The following is a 16,588-nucleotide window of genomic DNA, read 5'->3' as shown; positions in this document are numbered from 1 at the left end:
GGTCTGGGACCCGAAGTTCAGGTGGACGGAGGGGTCAGGCCCAGGTGAGGCGGCCGAGGTCGAGGGGGGGTGGGGAGGTCGGCGTTGGCGGGGGCGACGCGGACGGTGAAGCCGTAGCGGCCGGGGAGGTCGCAGGGGACGGCGCCGCGGTAGACGGCGGGGCGGGCGGACGGGTCGTCGCAGGCGAGGGTGGTGGTGGCGGGGGCCTCGAGCTCGTCGTGCTGGCCGACGCGGCCGTGAACGAGCTGGACGGCGACGTCGTCGGGGACGAGGTCGCCGAGGGCGACGGTGACGCAGACCTCGCGGGTGGCGCCGAGGTCGGCGATGTCGTCGCTGGCCTCCACGGAGTCGACCTTGACCGCGCCCCAGCCGTCGACGACGCGGGCCTTCCAGGCCGACAGGTCGCGGGCGCGGGCGTGGCCGTCGCCCCGGAGGGCGTCGGCAGTGGTGGCGGTGGGCTCGTAGAGCTCGGTGACGTAGTCGCGGACCATGCGGGAGGCCACGACCTGCGGGCCGAGCGAGGCCAGGTTGGCCTTCACGCGGCGCAGCCAGCGGCGGGGGACGCCGGACCCGGCGGGGCGGTCGTGGAACAGGGGCACGATCTGGTGCTCGAGGAGGTCGAACAGGCTGTCGGCCTCGAGCTGGTCGCGCACCACGAGGTCCTCGTGGTCCTCCGCGGAGGTGATGGCCCAGCCGTTCTCGCCGTCGAACATCTCGTCCCACCAGCCGTCGAGGATCGAGCAGTTGAGGGTGCCGTTCAGGGCGGCCTTCTCGCCGCTGGTGCCGCAGGCCTCGTGGGGGCGGCGCGGCGTGTTCAGCCAGATGTCGGCGCCCTGGTAGAGCGAGCGGGCCACGGCGATGTCGTAGTCGTCGAGGAAGACGAACCGGTGGCGCACGCCGAGCTCCTTGGCGTAGCTGACGATCTGGCGGATCATCTCCTTGCCCTGGTCGTCGGCGGGGTGGGCCTTGCCGGCGAACACGAACTGGACGGGGCGGTCCGGGTCGAGCAGCAGCTTCTGGAGGCGCTCGCCCTGCGCCAGCAGCAGGTTGGCCCGCTTGTAGGTGGCGAAGCGGCGGGCGAAGCCGATGGTGAGGGCGTTGGGGTCGAGCAGGTCGTCGGCCCAGCTGGCCTCGGACGTGGAGGTGCCGGCCTCGATGGCCCGCTGCTTCATGCGCTCGCGCACGAAGGCCACCAGGCGCGACCGGGCCTGGTCCTTGACCCGCCACAGCTCGTCGTCGGGGGTGGACCAGATGCGGGCCCAGCTGCCGGCGTCGGCCTCGTCCCACTCGGGCAGCACGTGGCGCGACAGGAGGTCGGTCATGTCGGCCGACACCCAGGTGCCGGCGTGGACGCCGTTGGTGACCGAGGTGATCGGCACCTCGTCGTCCGGCAGGTCCGGCCACAGGTCGGCGAACATCGACCGGCTGACCTCGCCGTGCAGCTTGGACACCGCGTTGGAGCGACCGGCCAGCCGCAGGCCCATGACCGCCATGTTGAAGCGGTCGGTGGCCTCGGCGACGTCCTCGGGCGTGCCGCCGGGGCGGTGGCCGATGGCCATCAGCTCGTCGACGGTGATGCCGCACTCGGCAGCCCAGCCGCCGAAGTAGGTCTCGATCAGCTCCCGGGGGAAGCGGTCGATGCCGGCGGGGACGGGGGTGTGGGTGGTGAAGATCGAGGCGGCACGTGGCCTCGACGGCCTCGGCGAAGCTGAGCCCGTCGTCGACGATGGCCCGCCGCATGCGCTCCAGGCCGAGGAAGCCGGCGTGGCCCTCGTTGGTGTGGAACACCTGGGCGTCGATGCCCAGGGCCTCCAGGGCCCGGACGCCGCCGATGCCCAGCAGGATCTCCTGGCGCAGGCGGTGCTCGACGTCGCCGCCGTAGAGGCGGTCGGTGACGCCGCGCAGCTCCTCGGGGTTCTCCTCGACGTCGGCGTCGAGGAGGTAGAGCGCCACCCGGCCGACCTCGGCCTTCCACACCCGGGCCTCGAGCGGCGCCCCGGCGAGCTCCACCCGCACGCGGATGCCCTCGCAGAGGCTGAGGGCCATGGCCCACGGGTCCTGGTCGGGGAAGCGCTCGGTCTGCCAGCCGTCGGGCGAGAGGCCCTGGCGGAAGTAGCCGTGCCGGTAGAAGAGGCCGACGCCCACCAGGGGCACGCCGAGGTCCGAGGCGGACTTGAGGTGGTCGCCGGCGAGGATCCCGAGGCCGCCGGAGTACTGCGGCAGGGCCTCGGCGATGCCGAACTCGGGCGAGAAGTAGGCGACCTGGCGCAAGGGGGAGGCGGCGCGGGTCTGGAACCAGCGCGGCGCCTCGAGGTAGCGCTCCAGGTCCTCCTGCACCTCGGCGAGGAAGCGGAGGAAGGCGGGGTCGGCGGCGAGCGCCTCGAAGCGCTCGGCGCTCACGAGGCCGAGGAGGCGCACGGGGTCGTGCTTGGTGGCGTCCCATGCGTCGGGATCGACCCAGCGGAACAGGTCCCGCGTGCGGTCGTCCCACGCCCACCGGAGGTTCATGGCCAGGGCCTCCAGGGGCGCCAGCGCCTCCGGCAGCCGGGGTCGGATGGTGAAGCTCCGCAACGCACGCATGGGGCCGACCGTAGCGACCGAGCCGGACCGGCGATACCCGTCGGGCGGGGGTGTTCACGCGACGGTCACCTCCCCGAGACGCCCGGAACCCCTGGTGGCGAGCGCGGACCGGTGCGCAGCGGGCACACTCGTCGCCATGTCGACGCCGGACCCGCTCGCCACCTCCAGCGCCCCGCCGGTGGCGCCAGAGGCGGTCGAAGCCACCGTCGAGCGCCGCCGCACCAGCCTGCTCGTCGACGCCGAGCGGCCGGTGCCCGACGACCTAGTCGACCGCCTCGTGGCCGCCGCCACCTGGGCGCCGAACCACAAGCGGACCTGGCCCTGGCGGTTCACCGTGGTGTCGGGCGAGGCCCGCGGCCGCCTGGGGTCGGCCATGGCCGAGCTCGGCGAGGCCGAGGGCCTGCCCGAGCCCAAGGTGGCCAAGCTCCGGACCAAGTACCGGCGCAGCCCCACGCTGCTGCTGGTGTGGCAGGCGCTGGACGAGGAACCGGTCCGCCGGCGCGAGGACCGGGACGCGGTGGCCGCCGCGGTGCAGAACGCCTTGCTGGTGGCCACGGCCCACGGCCTGTCGAGCTACTGGGGGACGGTGCCCGACGTGCTGGTGCCGGCGGTCCGGGGCGTGGCCGGGGTCGACGAGCGCCACGACCTCGTGGCGCTGGTGTACCTCGGCTGGCCCACGGCATCGGTGCCGGCGCCGGTGCGGCCGGCGCCCGAGGTGACCCGCCTGTCGTGAGGACGGGTGATCGCGCCGTCGTCCCGGCCGGCTCGAAGGGTTCTTGAAGGGTGGGGTGAGAAGGTCGCCCCAGTTCCTCGAACGGACGGGCGGGCGGCCGTTCCAGGGCGGGACCCCGGGGGACCGGCACTGCCGGCCCCCCCCGATGGTCGCGCCCGGCCCGACGGGGATTTTGTCCGCTTCGCCGGCAGGGAGACCTAACGTCTCGGCCATGCCTGCGCCCCCCCGACAGGTCGGTCCCGTTCGTGGGCCGCACCGAGGAGCTCGTCGCGCTCCGGGACGCCTTCGACGCCGCCGCGGACGGCTTCGTGGTCACCCTCATCGGGGGCGATCCCGGTGTGGGCAAGACGGCCCTCGCCCGGGCGTTCTCGCAGGAGCTGCGCGACGGAGGGGTCGCGGTGCACTGGGGGCGCTGCGTGGAGATCGGCGGGGCCCCGGCCTTCTGGCCGTGGATGCAGGTCCTGCGCTCCGTGGGCGACGACGCGTTCGAGGCGGCGCGTGACGGCCTGGCGGCTCGGGCCGACGAGCCGTTCGCCGCCTACGACGCCGTGCACGAGGTGCTCCGGCACCAGCGCGGCGAGCGGCTGGTCCTGGTGCTGGACGACCTCCACCGCGCCGACCTGCCCTCGCTGGAGCTGCTGCGCTTCCTCACCACCGCCGGGACCGACCTGCCCATCCTGGTGGTGGGCACCCACCGGGTGCACGAGCTGCGCGTGGACCGGGCGCGGGACGTGGTGCTGGCGGCCGTGGCCGACGCCGGCCGGCGCATCTCCCCGTCGGCGCTCGGGTTGGACGACGTGGCCGAGCTGCTGGCCCGGCGGGTGGCCGACGGGCCGGACCGGGCCGTGGCCGCCGAGGTGCTGGCCCGGTCGGGCGGCAACGCCCTCTACGTGGAGCAGCTCGTCGATGCGGTGGGCCGAGGCGGCCGCGAGGAGCTGGCCGAGATCCCCGGCGGCATCCGCGCCGCCGTCCGGGCCCGCCTGGAACCGTTGCACGACGACACCCGGCGGCTGCTCGCGGCGGCCTCCGTGCTGGGCCCGGGATTCCGGCCCGAGGTGCTGGGCGCGGTGGTGGGCCTCCCGGTGGCCGAGGTCCGGGCCCAGCTCGAGCCGGCCCTCGCCGCCGGGGTGCTCGGGGCCGCCGGCGACGAGCTGGCCTTCACCCACGCCCTCATCCGGGACACGCTCGACGACGAGCTCGAGCCCGAGGCCCGATCCGCCGCCCACGGAGCCGCGGCGCGGGCCCTCGCCCACCGGGGCGACGGCGTGCCCGCCGCGGTCATCGCCCAGCACCTCCTCGACGCCGGCTCGGGCGCCGACGCGGCCGAGGTGGCCCACTGGGCCGAGCAGGCCGCCGTCGGCGCCCGGCGCCTCAGCGGCCACCGGGAGGCGGGGCGCTGGGCCGAGGTGGCCGCCACGCACTGGGGCCGGGCCGGCGACCTCGCCGCCCAGGGCCGCTCGCTGGTGCACGCCATCGGCGACCGCGTGACGGTGGGCGACGGGGCGGCGGCGGTGGCCCTCAGCGACGGCCTGGCCCAGCTGGCCCGCCAGGCGGGGTCCGGCCACCTCCTGGCCGCGGCGGCCCTGGCCCGCTCCGACGTCTTCGACCCCACCATCGACTTCGACGTGCCGCCGCTCATCCGCGAGGCCCTCGGGCACCCGGACCTCCGCGACGAGCCCGACCGGCGGGCGGACCTGTTGGGTGGGCTGGCCTCGATCCTCGGGATGCCGTCGATCGACGGGTTCCGCCGCGACCAGGAAGGCGCCCTCGCGGCCATCGCCGAGCTCGAGGTCCTGGCCGAGGGGGGCTCGCCGCGGGCGCAGGGCCAGCTCGCCCTGGCCCGCCTCAACGTGTTCAGCGGCCCGGAGCACCACGAGGCGCGCGTGGGCTGGCTGCGCGAGCACGAGGCGCTGCTGCCCGCCGGGCCCAACGTCCTGGCCCGCATCCAGCACCTGTACTGGGCGACCAGCCTGGCCTTCGAGTCGGGCGACCTGTTCGAGGTCGACCGGCTGCTCCGGGAGTGGGAGCTGCTGGCGGACCGCAGCGACTCGCGGTTCTGGACCTGGCGGGCTTCGATGGCGCGGGCCAGCCTGACCTACGCGCGGCCGCCTGGCCCTGGCCGAGGAGCAAGCGATCTCCCGAGCCGACCTCGTCTCGACCCTGCACCCCGCGATGGCCATGCGGGTGGTGGCCGGCCTGGTGTTCACCATCCGCCGGGACGAGGGCCGGCTCCTGGAGATCGCCGGCCTCGAGGACGCCACCCTCGGGGTGCTGGAGGTGCTGGTGGCCGCCGAGCGGGGCGACCACGCCGAGACCCGGCGCCTGCTGGCCTCGGTGGTGGCCGGGGCGCGCTCCACCGGGCCCGACGACCTCAACTGGCTCTGCCTGCTCTCGCTCATCGCGCCGGCGGCCGAGCTGGTGGGCGACGTCGAGCGGTGCCGGTGGGTGGCCGACCAGCTCGACCCCTACGTCGACCAGTGCGTGATGTGGGGCCGCTCGTACGTGTTCGGCATGCCGGTGAGCGAGGCCATCGGCATCGCCCGTCGCGGCGCCGGGCAGCCGGAGCAGGCGGCCGCGGCCTTCCGCCACGGCATCCGCTGGGCCGACCGCTCCGGGGCTGCGGGCTTCGGGGCGCGGGCTCGCGCCGGGCTGGCCTCGGTGCTGCCCGACGGCGATCCCGAGCGCCACGAGGTGGCCGCCGAGGCCCACGCCACCGCAGCCCGCCTCGGCTTCGAGATGGTGGTGGCCGCGACGGCCCCCCTGCTCGTCGGTCCCGTGGCCACTGACGCCGAGCCGGTGTCGGTGACCGGGACCGGGGTCGACGACCTCGGCGCCGACCCCCACGGTGCGCCGCCCCGCTCGGCCCGGGTGCGGACGCTGGGCCGGTTCGAGGTGTACGGCGCCGGACAGGCCGAGCCGGCCCACTGGTCGTCTCGCAAGGCCCGCGACGCGCTGAAGGTGCTGATCTGCCGGCGGGGCCGGGCGATCGCCCGAGAGGAGCTCATCGACCTCCTGTGGCCCGAGGTCGACGTCGCCACCGGCCGGAGCCGGCTGTCGGTGGTCCTCTCCATGCTGCGGACCGCGCTCGACCCGGACAAGCGGCTCGGGACCGATCCGCTGCGCGCCGACCGCCAGGCGGTGGCGCTCGACCTGGACCTGGTCTCGGTCGACCTCGAGGAGCTCCTCGCCCACGCGGCGAAGGGCCTCCGCATCGGCACCCTCTCCGAGCCCGACGTCGACGAGCTGCGCCTGGCCGCCGAGCTGGCGGCGCAGGGCCCCTTCCTCGCCGAGGACCCCTACGCCGAGTTCGCCGACGGCACCCGAGCCACCGTCGAGCGCACCCGCCGCGACGTCCTGCACGCCCTTGCCCGGACCCACCAGGCCGGCGGCGACGGGCGCGAAGCAGCCCGCTGGTGGGGGCAGCTCACCGACCTCGACCCGGACGACGACGACGCATCCGAGTCGCTCCTGGCGGTGCTGGAAGCCGCCGGCCGCCACGGCGAAGCGGCCGACCACCGGGCGGCGCGGGCCCGGCGCCGGGACGGCCGCTGAGCGCAGCGGGAGGGGTCCGGGGCCCTCGCCCGAGCGGGTGTCAACCGTTCGGGGGGCGTGGGCGCCGAACCGTCCGATCGGGAACGGGTGCCCAGGTCACGGCCCTAGTGTCGGGTCGGTGAGCACCGACGACCCCCGCTGGTACCAGAAGGCCATCTTCTACGAGGTCCTCGTCCGAGGCTTCCGCGACTCCAACGGCGACGGGACCGGCGACCTGCGGGGGATCACCGAGAAGCTCGACTACCTCGAGTGGCTCGGCGTCGACTGCATCTGGCTCCTGCCCTTCTACCAATCGCCGCTGCGCGACGGCGGCTACGACATCAGCGACTTCTTCACCGTCCTGCCCGACTACGGCACCGTCGGCGACGCCGCCGAGCTCATCGACGAAGCCCACCGCCGCGGCATCAAGGTCATCGCCGACATGGTGATGAACCACACCAGCGACCAGCACCCGTGGTTCCAGGAGTCCCGCTCGTCGAAGGACAACCCCCGCCACGACTGGTACGTGTGGAACGACGACAACGAGCGCTGGGGCGAGGCCCGGGTGATCTTCGTGGACACCGAGCCCAGCAACTGGACCTGGGAGCCCGGCCGCGAGCAGTACTACTGGCACCGCTTCTTCCACCACCAGCCGGACCTGAACTACGACAACCCGGACGTGGCCGACGCCATGATCGACGTCGTCCGGTACTGGCTGGGCCTCGGCCTCGACGGCTTCCGCCTCGACGCCGTCCCCTACCTGTACGAGCGCGACGGCACCAACGGCGAGAACCTCAAGGAGACCCACGACTACCTGCGCAAGGTGCGCAAGGTCGTCGACGAGGAGTTCCCCGGGCGGGTGCTGCTCGCCGAGGCCAACCAGTGGCCCGCCGACGTCGTCGACTACTTCGGCGACGGCGACGAGTGCCACATGTGCTTCAACTTCCCGCTGATGCCGCGCATGTTCATGGCGGCCCGCCAGGAGAAGGCCCGGCCCATCCGCGAGATCATGGCCCAGACCCCGGAGATCCCGGAGGGCGGCCAGTGGGGCATCTTCCTGCGCAACCACGACGAGCTGACCCTGGAGATGGTCACCGACGAAGAGCGCGACTACATGTACTCCGAGTACGCCAAGGACCCGCGCATGAAGCGCAACGTCGGCATCTCCCGCCGGCTGGCCCCGCTGCTCGAGAACGACCGCCGCGTGGCCGAGCTGTTCCACGGCCTGCTCTTCAGCCTCCCGGGCAGCCCGGTCATGTACTACGGCGACGAGATCGGCATGGGCGACAACATCTACCTGGGCGACCGCGACGGCGTGCGCACGCCCATGCAGTGGACGCCGGACCGCAACGGCGGCTTCTCGACGGCCGACTTCGCCCAGCTCTACCTCCCCTCGCTCATGGACCCGGTGTACGGCTACTCGGCCGTCAACGTCGAGAGCCAGCTGCGCAACCCCGGCTCGTTCCTGCACTGGGTGCAGCGCATGATCCACGCCCGCAAGGAGCACCCGGTGTTCGGCACCGGCTCCTTCGAGGCGCTCGACGTCGGCAACGAGGCGGTCTTCGCCTACCTGCGCCGCCAGCCGCGAGAGGACAGCGCCGACGACATCGTGCTGTGCGTGAACAACCTGTCGAAGGTGGCCCAGCCGGTGGAGCTGGAGCTCACCGGCCTGGCCGGCAAGATCCCGGTGGAGCTCTTCGGCCGCACCGAGTTCCCCGCCATCGGCGAGCTGCCCTACTTCGTCACGCTCCCGCCCTACGGCTTCTACTGGTTCTCCCTGGTCGACCAGTTGGGCGACGACCTGGAGTAGGCCCGGCGGGCCCGCCTGCGGTCCTCCCTCGTCCACCAGCCGGGCGACGACCCGGAGCAGCCCCTGGCGACGGCCGATTTTCGGTCGATCCCGCTACGGTCGGGGCCGTGGAAACCGCGGTCCAGACCTGCTACCGACACCCCGACCAGCCGGCCGGGGTCATCTGCCAGCGCTGCGACCGCCCGATCTGCCCCCGGTGCATGCACCAGGCGTCGGTGGGCTTCCACTGCCCGGAGTGCACCAAGCAGGGCAAGCAGAAGGTGTACCAGGGCATCGGCTCGCTGCGGGTCCGGCCGATCCTCACCCAGGTCTTGATCGCCATCAACGTCGCGGTGTTCCTGGTGGGCGTGGCCGTCGACGGCTCGGGCGCCATCGGGGGCGACTCCGGGCGGATGCAGATCGACTTCGGCCTCATCGCCAAGGCGTTCGATCGGGGCCAGTTCATCGGCGTCGGCGAGGGCGAGTGGTACCGCCTCGTCACCGCGGGCTTCCTCCACTACGGGCTCATCCACCTCCTCCTGAACATGTACGCCCTCTGGATCCTCGGCAACGCCGTCGAGAACCTCGGCGGCCGGCTCCGGTTCGGCGTCATCTACGGCGTGTCGCTGCTGGCCGGGGCGTTCGGCGCCCTCGTCCTGTCGCCCGGCTCGCTCACCGCCGGTGCCTCCGGGGCCATCTTCGGCCTCATGGGGGCCATCTTCCTGGCCCAGCGGGCGCAGGGCATCGGGTTCCGCGACTCGCCGCTGCTGTGGGTGCTGCTGCTGAACCTGGCGTTCACCTTCGGGATCCCCGGCATCTCCATCGGGGGCCACCTCGGCGGCCTGGTCGGCGGTGCCGCCGCCGGCTGGATCCTCTTCGACTACGGCCAGCGCCCGGGCGTCGACAAGCGGTTGCCGCTCGCGGCGTGCGGCGCGTTCGCCGTGCTCTGCGTGGTGGGCAGCGTGCTGTTCGCCAACGGCTGGATGCCCTAGCGCCACCGTCGGTGGCGGTCCGCCACCGGCCGTGATCGGTCGGCGGCGCGCCCGTGGCCTAGCCTCTGGTCCTTCGGAGGGCGGGGGCCCGGGAAGGCGGCAGGGGTGGCGGAACCGACGACGGCCCAGGGGGCCATCGGGTGGGAGGCAGCACCTCCGGCCCGCGCCCGGGGCCCCGGTCGGCCCACCGGTTGCGCCCGCGCCGGCCGTGCCCGCACCCATCGCGCCTCCACGGACGGCGCCGCGGACTGCGGTGCTCGTGGTCCTGGTGGTCCTCATGGCGCTGGCGGTCGCGTCGACCTTCGCCCCCTGGCTGCGCTCGGGGAGCAGCGAGCGCACCAGCTACCAGGTGGTGCAGGCCGCGGTGCGGCTCGAGGTGCTCGACCCCACCCCGCAGGCCGTGGCCAGCGCGGTGTGGGCGTTCGTGCCGCTGGTGGCCGTGGCGGCCCTGTTCGCGGCCGTCCGCGGGCGGGTGCGCCCGGCGGCGGCGCTGGCCGGCGGCGTCGGCGTGGTGGTGGCCGCGTTCGCGGCGGTGGTGAGGAGCGCTCCCGAGGCTTCGGCCTGGGGAGCGACGGCGGGTCTGGCCTCCGGCCTGGCCCTGGTGGTCGCCGCCCTGGCGGCCGCCTGGAGCACGAGGAGACGAGCATGAGCGACCAGACCCCGCCCGACGTGGCGATCCCCGCCCCGGCCTACGTGGCCCCACCCACCAAGCGGAAGCCTCGCTGGCTGGCCACCGGTGCGGTGGCGGTGCTGGCCGTGGCCGCCGGGGCCTTCGGCATCTCGGTGCTCTCCGCGAGCGACGGGGCCAAGACGCCCGAGGGCGCGGTCCACGCCATGTTCGACGCCATCGACCACGAGGACGTGATCGGGGTGCTGGAGGCGCTCGACCCGAACGAGCGGGACATCCTGCGGCCCGCCATCGAGGAGACCGGCGAGCAGGCCAAGCGGGTGGAGGTGGCCTCCAAGGACCTCGACCTGCACAAGGTGCGCGGCATCGACCTCCGGGTCGAGGGCCTGGCGATGACCACCACCGAGCTCGGCGACGGCTACGTGGCCGTGGACCTCACCGGTGGCACGGTGTCGAGCGCCAGCGACCTCGAGCGCCTGCCCTTCGGCTCCACGATCACCGACGTGCTGGCCGCCGACGAGCGCGAGGACGGCGGCGACCTCGACCGCACCGACAGCGGGACGATCGACCTCGACGGCGTCCGCCTCGTGGCCGTGCGCCGCGACGGGGGCTGGCACGTGAGCGCGCTCTACTCGATCGCCGAGCAGGTCCGCCGGGACGCCGACCCGCAGCCCGAGGTCCCGGACTTCGGCAACGGCATCGCCGCCAAGGGGGCCGCCTCGCCCGAGGCCGCCGTGCGCGAGGCGCTCGACGCCGCCGTGCACCTCGACGTGCGCCGCCTCATCGAGCTGTCGCCCCCCGGCGAGATGGCCGTGCTCCACGACTACGGCCCGGCCCTGGTGGCCGCAGCCGAGGACGCGAAGCAGGGCGCCTTCGAGGCGCCCGAGGTGAAGGACCTGGAGCTGCAGGTGGCCGACGGGCCCGACGGCACCAAGGTCGTCTCGCCGACGTCGTACTCGGTCTCCTTCGGTGGTGACGAGGCGTGGTCCTTCGACGGCCGCTGCACCACGTACACCTACTCCTACGACGACGACTACGCGAGCGACATCGAGGACGAGGGCACGATCCCGGTCGACGACGGACCGCAGACCGAGACCCAGAAGGTCTGCAAGGGCGACGTCGGCGCCGACGTGGGCTCGTTCCTGTCCCTGCCGTTCGCCCAGCCCAGCGGCGACCTCCGGGTGGTCACCGAGCAGCACGACGGGCAGTGGTTCGTGAGCCCCACCCGCAGCATCATCGAGTCCACCGTCGGCACGCTCAAGGGCCTCGACGCCGACCAGGTGCGGCGCACCGTGCGCTGGTGGAGCGGCGACTGGTGGGCCGCGGAGCCCGCCGGCTTCTGGAAGGCGTGCGGCGTCGACCAGCCGGCCTCGGACGCCTCCTCCGCCGACGGCGAGGCCGCCTACGAGAAGTGCTACGAGCAGCTCCCCGACGACTACGACGGACCCCGGTACGGCTACGGCTTCGATGACGGCTTCGGCTCCGAGGAAGGGCCGTCGGAGGTCCCCGGCGAGGAGTGCTGGACCGTCGAGGACGAGGCTGCTGCCACGTCGTGCTTCGAGGGCCTCTACGAGAGCGGCCAGATCAGCGCCTCGGAGCTGGCCGACTTCCGCTGCCAGTCGGTCTACGCCGACATCCCCGACGACGCCAGCGACCGGGAGTGGACCGCGGCCGAGGACGCCTACGACGCCTGCGTGCTCCAGCAGGAGGCCGACCTGCGCGCGGGCGGCGGCGGCACGACCGCGACCTCGGTGGCCCCACCGGTGACGATGGCGCCGGCGTCGACGACGTCGACCACCGCGCCTCGCACCACCACGTCGAGCACCCCCGCCGCACCGGCGACCTCGAGCACGTCCACCACCGCGCCGGGCTGAGCCGGGCGGTCGGGCGTCAGGCCCGGCCGCTCTCGATCAGCGCCTTGAGCACCCGGAGGTTGCGCTTCCAGATCGAGCGCATGATGACGCCACCGAACACGCCGCCCACCGGCCCACCCATCCACCACGGGAACACCAGGCGCTCCTCCCAGGTGAACCGGGTGCGGTCGCGGCGGATGCGCGCCAGGGTGAACTGCCCCGACCCGGTCACCAGGCCCTGGTGCCGGACGCCCATGGCCTTCCCGTCGCGCCACTCCGTGATGGCCATGCGGTCGGTGAGCTTGATGGGGCCGACCTTGGTGATGCAGTCGAACGTGGTGCCGGTGCCGGAGACCTGGGCGGTGCGGAACTTGATCGCCTCGGCGTCGGCCATCCAGTCGACGTGGCGGTCGATGTGGCGGACCTCCTCCCAGACGTCGGCCGGGGAGGCGTTGATCACGGTGGACACCCGGATGCGACCCATCCCGGAACTGTAGGAGCCGGACACCGCGCTCCCGACGCCCGGCCGGGTGACGCTCGCCACGGCGGGCACGCCTGCCATGCTGGCCCGCACCATGGGGCCGACCACCACGTTGACCGCAGCCGCCGCTGCGGCATCGCTCGTGGCGGTGGTCCTGGTGGCGGTGCGGGCCCGCCGACCGCTGCGGGGCGGGCTCGGGCTCGTCGACGTCGTGGCGCCAGGGGCCGCGGCGGGGGCCGTCGTGGCGATCGGCTTGGTCGTCGTCCTCGTCGGGGGCGTCGACTCCCGCGCCTTCACCGCCGTCCACGCGGCCTACCTCGGCCTGGTGGTGTCGGTGCCGGCGCTCGGCGCCGCGCTCGGGCTGCGCCGGCTGCTGGCCTGGCGCGCAGGGGTCGTCGCCGTCGTGGGAGCGCGCCTGGCCCCGAGGTGGCGGGCCGCGTCCGATGTCCTGGCCGTGCTGCTCCTCGTGGTGCCCGCACCGGTCGGGTGGTACGCCACCCACGTGGTGCCCTACGACCTGCGGGTCGATCGGGCGTCGGTCGTGCTGCCCACGGCGCGCGCGGCCGTGATCCCATCCGGGTCGGGGTCCTGGCCGACCTGCAGACGGCGCACGTCGGCCCCGCCGAGCGGCGCGCCATCTCGACCCTCATGGCCCAGCGCCCGGACGTGATCCTCGTCGCCGGTGACCTCTTCCAGGGCGATGCCGCCCAGCGCCGTGCGGTTCGCCCCGCCCTGCGCGAGCTCCTCGGTCGGCTCCACGCCCGGGGCGGCGTCTATGCGGTCCAGGGCGACGCCGAGCTGCACACCGACCTCGCCGACCTGCTCGTGGGGACCGACGTCCGGGTGCTGGAGGATGCGGCCGTCGAGCGCACCATCGGCGACCGGCGGGTGCTGATCGGGGGGAACCGCCTGCGGTGGGCCCCCGACGTGGCCCGGGCGCTGCGCCAGCAGCTGATGGACGCCGATCCGTCGGTGGTCCGCATCCTGCTGGCGCACCGGCCCGACGTCGTGCTCGCCCTGCCCACCGACGCGGCCATCGACCTGACGGTCGCCGGCCACACCCACGGCGGCCAGGTCGCCCTCCCCATCTACGGCCCGCTGGTCACGTTCAGCTCGGTCCCTCGGTCGGTCGCCGCCGGCGGCCTGCACGAGGTGGCGGGCAACCGCATCTACGTCTCCACCGGCGTGGGCCTGGTGCGCCAGCAGGCGCCGCAGGTGCGGCTCGGGGCGCGGCCGTCGGTGGGGCTGGTGGTCCTCCGCTGATCAGCAGGTGGGCGGGGAGGCGGGCAGGGTGCCGAGGTCGATGTCGGAGGCGAACGGCAGCGCGCCGGCCCGGCACGCCGAGGCCTCGGCCGACCGGACGGCCGCCGCGCTGCCGTCGGGATCGACGTAGTCCGTGGCGGTGACGAACAGGCCCCGTCGGTGCAGCCGGCGCAGGGTGGCGAGGGCGGCGGCGTGGTCGGACCGGCCGACCGCGGCGTAGCGGCCGGTGTCGAAGTCGTAGGTGGACGAGACGTCCTCGCGGTTCCAGCCGTCGAGGTGGGCGGCGATGGTGGCGACCGTCTCGTCGCCGTTCTGCGCGAAGAGGAGGCCGTCGCCGACGAGCCGATCGAGGTCGGCCACCAGGGCCCGCATGCCGGCGGCCTGCTGGGGGTGGGCGGCGACCATGTCGGTGTTGTCGAGGAAGAGGCCGTCGAAGCCCCGGTCGAGGGTGGCGGACGCCTGCTCGACCAGCAGCCGGCGGAGGCCGGGGGCCGACGTGTCGGCGTACCACTCGCCCCAGTCCTCGTACTCGTCGAGCAGCCAGCCCCCGGCCTTGGCCTCCCGGTACCAGGACCGGTAGGGCTCGATGGTGCCGACGCTCAGGTACCCGAGCACCACCGCCCCGTCCGCCTGGAGCTTCCGGACCCGGGCGGCCGAGGTCTCGCCGTCGACCACCACCAGGTCGTAGCGGCCGAGGCGCCGGAGGACGGCCGGATCGTCGGGATCGACGCCGAGGCCGAAGGCGAACGAGCGCACGTCTGCGAGCTGCGGCGCCTCCAGGGCCGACGCCGGCCTCGCCCCACCGTCGTGGCCGCCGTCGCTGGCGCACCCGCCGAGCAGCAGCGCCAGGGCGAGGACCGGGGTCGCGAGCGTCGTGCCGGTCCGCCTCAAGCCGGGTCGCCGCCGGGTCACTGCGCCAGGAGGTGGCAGGCGTCCTCGGGGGCGACGATGTTGATCGGGACCCCGGTGCCCTGCTCGAAGCCGCCGAGGCTGTGCACCCGGGGCACCAGGTGGACGTGCCAGTGGAACGGGTCGTCTGCGTGGTGGGGGAGGGTGTGGACCACCAGGTTGTAGGAGAGGTCGCCCAGCAGGCGGCGGAGGCCGGCGAGCGCGTCGCGGATGGCCCGGCCGACGGCGGCGAGCGTGGCGGGCGTGGCCTCCCGCAGGTGGCCGCCGTGGTCCTCCGGCAGCACCAGCAGCTCGAACGGGACGCCGCTCCACCACGGGGCCACCACGAGCACGCCGTCCTGGTCGGCGACCACGCGGTGCCCGGCGGCGCGCTCGGCCGCCACGGTGGCGCACAGGACGCAGCTCCCGCTGAAGCGTCGGAAGCCCGCCATCTCGTCCACCAGCTCACCGGGCACGAAGGGGATCCCGAGCAGCTGCCCGTGCGGGTGGGCGAGGCTGGCGCCGGCGTCGCGGCCGTGGTTGACGATGGCCTGGCTGTAGCGGATCCCCGAGGCGTGGGCGTGGTCCTCGAAGCGGTCGCGCAGCGCGGCCATGACGAGCCCGGCTTGGGGATCGTCGAGGTCGGCCCAGCCGTGGTCGTGCTCGCGGGTGAAGACGAGCACCTCGTGGATGCCGGTGGCCGGCGCCTTGGCGAACAGGGGCCCGAGGTGCTCCACCAGCATCGAGCCGCTGCCCTCGAACGCCGGGTACTTGTTGGGCACCACCCGCAGCAGCCACTCGCCGCTGGGGCCGTAGGTCTCGAGGGCCGGTGGGAGCGCCTCCTCCTGCCCGGGGCAGAACGGGCACGGGTCGACCGGCGTGGCCTCCACCGGGGTGCGGTCGCGGGCGAAGTCCTCCGGCCGCGACGCCCGACCGGTGGCGACGGTGACCCATCGCCCGGTGAGCGGGTTCAGCCGCAACTGGTTCATCTCGCTTCGCCCCTCGCTGCGCCCGTCGCGAACGAGGTCATCGTAGGGCGCGGGACCCGGCGGGCCCGGCCGTTCGGCGGTGCGCTCAGGCCCGGCGGTAGGTGGTGACGTGGGTGGCGGCCTCGGGGCCCGCCGGCGTGCCCTCCCAGTCGGACCAGCGCTGCTCCACCACCAGGCCGGCCGCCGCCGCCATGGCGTCGAGCTGGGCGGGCGTGGCCCAGCGGATGTGCCACGGGCGCAGCTTGATGCCGGCCTCGGTGATGTCGACGTACTGGCCGAGCACCTCCTGGCTGCTCGGGTCGTTGCGGCTCACGCTGAGCACCACGCGGTCGGCGGTGACCCGGCGGGGGGCGACGGCGTCGCCGGGACCGGCCTCGGGGTCGGGGACGAACACCTCGACCACGAAGCGGCCGGCGGGCTCCAGCGCGGCGGCCACCGCGCCGAAGCAGCGCTGCTGGGCGCCCGGCCCGATCAGGTTGAACAGCGTGTTGTAGGCCACGAAGGCGAGGCCGAACCGCTGGCTGTCGAGCGGGGGGTGGGCCATGTCCCCGAGCACGCCGCGCACGCCGGCCCCGTCGGGAACGGGCGGCTCTGCGGCTGCCAGGTTCCGGGCGAGGCGGTCGAGCATGGCCTGCGAGGCGTCGATGCCCACCACCGTGGCGCCCCGCTGGGCGAGGGGGACGGCCAACCGGCCGGTGCCGACGCCCAGCTCCAGGACGGGGCCGCCGCCGGCGGCGTCGGCCAGCGCCGCGAGGGCGGCCACGCACGCATCGGTGTCGGTGATGGTGCCGTACCAGTCGTCGTAGACGTCGGCGAACCGGTCGCCGTAGGTCGCTTCGTCGTAGCCCTCCATCGGCTCGG

Annotated in this window: 13 protein-coding genes and 1 pseudogene; 9 read left to right on the top strand and 5 right to left on the bottom strand. The window is 74.4% G+C overall.

Translation table 11 applies throughout. The features are described from left to right. Positions 1 to 17: 17 nt before the first annotated feature. Positions 18 to 2,508: pseudogene (gene glgP / locus KSP35_RS24285) on the bottom strand (alpha-glucan family phosphorylase). A 208-nt stretch (positions 2,509 to 2,716) separates the two neighbouring features. Between glgP and KSP35_RS10315 the strand changes: the two are divergent. The 7 genes from KSP35_RS10315 (at position 2,717) to KSP35_RS10285 (ending at position 12,127) form a co-directional block, all read left to right on the top strand. Continuing rightward, positions 2,717 to 3,313 (top strand): nitroreductase, encoded by a 597-nt coding sequence (locus KSP35_RS10315; protein WP_217001513.1) that lies wholly within the window; start codon positions 2,717 to 2,719, stop codon positions 3,311 to 3,313. A 245-nt stretch (positions 3,314 to 3,558) separates the two neighbouring features. Next, complete coding sequence (locus KSP35_RS25235; protein WP_217001511.1) at positions 3,559 to 6,099, top strand: AAA family ATPase; 2,541 nt, start codon at positions 3,559 to 3,561, stop codon at positions 6,097 to 6,099. Next, complete coding sequence (locus KSP35_RS10305; protein WP_217001509.1) at positions 6,089 to 6,865, top strand: winged helix-turn-helix domain-containing protein; 777 nt, start codon at positions 6,089 to 6,091, stop codon at positions 6,863 to 6,865. The genes KSP35_RS25235 and KSP35_RS10305 overlap by 11 nt, the downstream gene beginning before the upstream one ends. 76 nt (positions 6,866 to 6,941) lie before the next feature. Continuing rightward, entirely contained in the window at positions 6,942 to 8,654 is a 1,713-nt protein-coding gene (gene treS, locus KSP35_RS10300) for a maltose alpha-D-glucosyltransferase (RefSeq protein WP_371748968.1), read from the top strand. Between the two features lie 107 nt (positions 8,655 to 8,761). Continuing rightward, positions 8,762 to 9,625 carry a rhomboid family intramembrane serine protease gene (locus KSP35_RS10295; protein WP_217001505.1) on the top strand — a complete coding sequence of 288 codons (864 nt, stop codon included), beginning with the start codon at positions 8,762 to 8,764 and terminating at the stop codon, positions 9,623 to 9,625. Between the two features lie 208 nt (positions 9,626 to 9,833). Then, positions 9,834 to 10,274, top strand: coding sequence for a hypothetical protein (locus KSP35_RS10290; RefSeq protein WP_217001503.1), 441 nt, complete (start codon positions 9,834 to 9,836; stop codon positions 10,272 to 10,274). After that, positions 10,271 to 12,127, top strand: a complete 1,857-nt coding sequence (locus tag KSP35_RS10285) for a hypothetical protein (protein WP_217001501.1) — start codon at positions 10,271 to 10,273, stop codon at positions 12,125 to 12,127. Before KSP35_RS10290 ends, KSP35_RS10285 begins: the two co-directional genes overlap by 4 nt. Positions 12,128 to 12,143: 16 nt before the next feature. Here KSP35_RS10285 and KSP35_RS10280 read toward each other — a convergent pair whose 3' ends face one another. Continuing rightward, on the bottom strand, positions 12,144 to 12,590 hold the full coding sequence (locus tag KSP35_RS10280) for an SRPBCC family protein (RefSeq protein ID WP_217001499.1): 447 nt from the start codon (positions 12,588 to 12,590) through the stop codon (positions 12,144 to 12,146). A gap of 46 nt (positions 12,591 to 12,636) precedes the next feature. Between KSP35_RS10280 and KSP35_RS10275 the strand changes: the two genes are divergently transcribed. Both KSP35_RS10275 and KSP35_RS10270 read left to right on the top strand, forming a co-directional pair. Further along, complete coding sequence (locus tag KSP35_RS10275) at positions 12,637 to 13,257, top strand: hypothetical protein (RefSeq protein WP_217001497.1); 621 nt, start codon at positions 12,637 to 12,639, stop codon at positions 13,255 to 13,257. Continuing rightward, positions 13,161 to 13,850 (top strand): metallophosphoesterase, encoded by a 690-nt coding sequence (locus tag KSP35_RS10270; RefSeq protein WP_371748967.1) that lies wholly within the window; start codon positions 13,161 to 13,163, stop codon positions 13,848 to 13,850. Before KSP35_RS10275 ends, KSP35_RS10270 begins: the two co-directional genes overlap by 97 nt. On the opposite strand, the gene KSP35_RS10265 is transcribed toward KSP35_RS10270, so the two are convergent. The 3 genes from KSP35_RS10265 to KSP35_RS10255 all read right to left on the bottom strand — a co-directional run bounded on the left by KSP35_RS10265 (position 13,851) and on the right by KSP35_RS10255 (position 16,580). Beyond that, a complete protein-coding gene (locus KSP35_RS10265) occupies positions 13,851 to 14,741 on the bottom strand; it encodes an endo alpha-1,4 polygalactosaminidase (protein ID WP_217001494.1) in 891 nt (296 codons plus the stop codon). Positions 14,742 to 14,758: 17 nt separating this feature from the next. Further along, complete coding sequence (locus tag KSP35_RS10260) at positions 14,759 to 15,727, bottom strand: HIT domain-containing protein (protein WP_217001492.1); 969 nt, start codon at positions 15,725 to 15,727, stop codon at positions 14,759 to 14,761. An 85-nt stretch (positions 15,728 to 15,812) separates the two neighbouring features. Beyond that, on the bottom strand, positions 15,813 to 16,580 hold the full coding sequence (locus tag KSP35_RS10255) for a class I SAM-dependent methyltransferase (RefSeq protein ID WP_217001490.1): 768 nt from the start codon (positions 16,578 to 16,580) through the stop codon (positions 15,813 to 15,815). Positions 16,581 to 16,588 lie beyond the last annotated feature (8 nt).

The sequence above is a fragment of the Aquihabitans sp. G128 genome, assembly GCF_019048865.1.
Lineage (GTDB): Bacteria > Actinomycetota > Acidimicrobiia > Acidimicrobiales > Iamiaceae > Aquihabitans.
The sequence above is the reverse complement of the archived record's forward strand: the minus strand, read 5'-3'. Positions and strand labels throughout refer to the sequence as shown.

Coding starts and splice junctions, on each gene's coding strand:
- KSP35_RS10285 (WP_217001501.1), top strand. CDS start 10,271: ATGAGCGACCAGACCCCGCCCGACGTGGCGATCCCCGCCCCGGCCTAC.
- KSP35_RS10255 (WP_217001490.1), bottom strand. CDS start 16,580: ATGGAGGGCTACGACGAAGCGACCTACGGCGACCGGTTCGCCGACGTC.
- KSP35_RS10260 (WP_217001492.1), bottom strand. CDS start 15,727: ATGAACCAGTTGCGGCTGAACCCGCTCACCGGGCGATGGGTCACCGTC.
- KSP35_RS10280 (WP_217001499.1), bottom strand. CDS start 12,590: ATGGGTCGCATCCGGGTGTCCACCGTGATCAACGCCTCCCCGGCCGAC.
- KSP35_RS10315 (WP_217001513.1), top strand. CDS start 2,717: ATGTCGACGCCGGACCCGCTCGCCACCTCCAGCGCCCCGCCGGTGGCG.